The organism is Bradyrhizobium sp. sGM-13, from assembly GCF_018398875.1.
Lineage (GTDB): Bacteria > Pseudomonadota > Alphaproteobacteria > Rhizobiales > Xanthobacteraceae > Bradyrhizobium.
Window position 1 is genome coordinate 1 of sequence record NZ_JAGWDK010000206.1, and the last position, 415, is coordinate 415.

Below are 415 nucleotides of genomic sequence, written 5' to 3' on the forward strand. Positions count from 1 at the left end.
GGTTGGCGCGAAACGCCGAGCTTCTCCGCAAGCTCGTTCTGCCGGATGCGATGCCCGGGCGGCAGCGTGCGGTCGGTAATCGCCTCGAGAATCCGGGCATAGACCTGGTCAATCAGGTTGGGAAGCGGATCTAACGGGATCATGCCGGGCTGTTCCATTTGGAATACGGAATTCCGAATTCAGAAGTTAGCGACCGGCCCTGGCGCCGTCAAGGGCTTGTGGGAGGACTCACAGTTGCAGGGCGCCCGGCAGGCTATACTTGGCGGGATCGGAGGATGATCATGGACAACAACAACAACGCCGCGAGTTTCACGGGCAGCATCCCGCACTATTACGATCAAGGCCTTGGCCCGATCATCTTCGCCGAATATGCCGCGGACATTGCCAAGCGTGTTGCCAGCGGCGGTCCGGTGCG

At 60.7% G+C, this 415-nt stretch carries 1 protein-coding gene; it reads right to left on the reverse strand.

Features of this window, described 5'->3' with window-relative positions; translation table 11 throughout:
- Positions 1-143 (reverse strand): GntR family transcriptional regulator (locus KJQ96_RS38790; protein WP_213291198.1); only part of this gene is annotated, 143 nt, incomplete at its 3' end.
- Between the last annotated feature and the right edge of the window lie 272 nt (positions 144-415).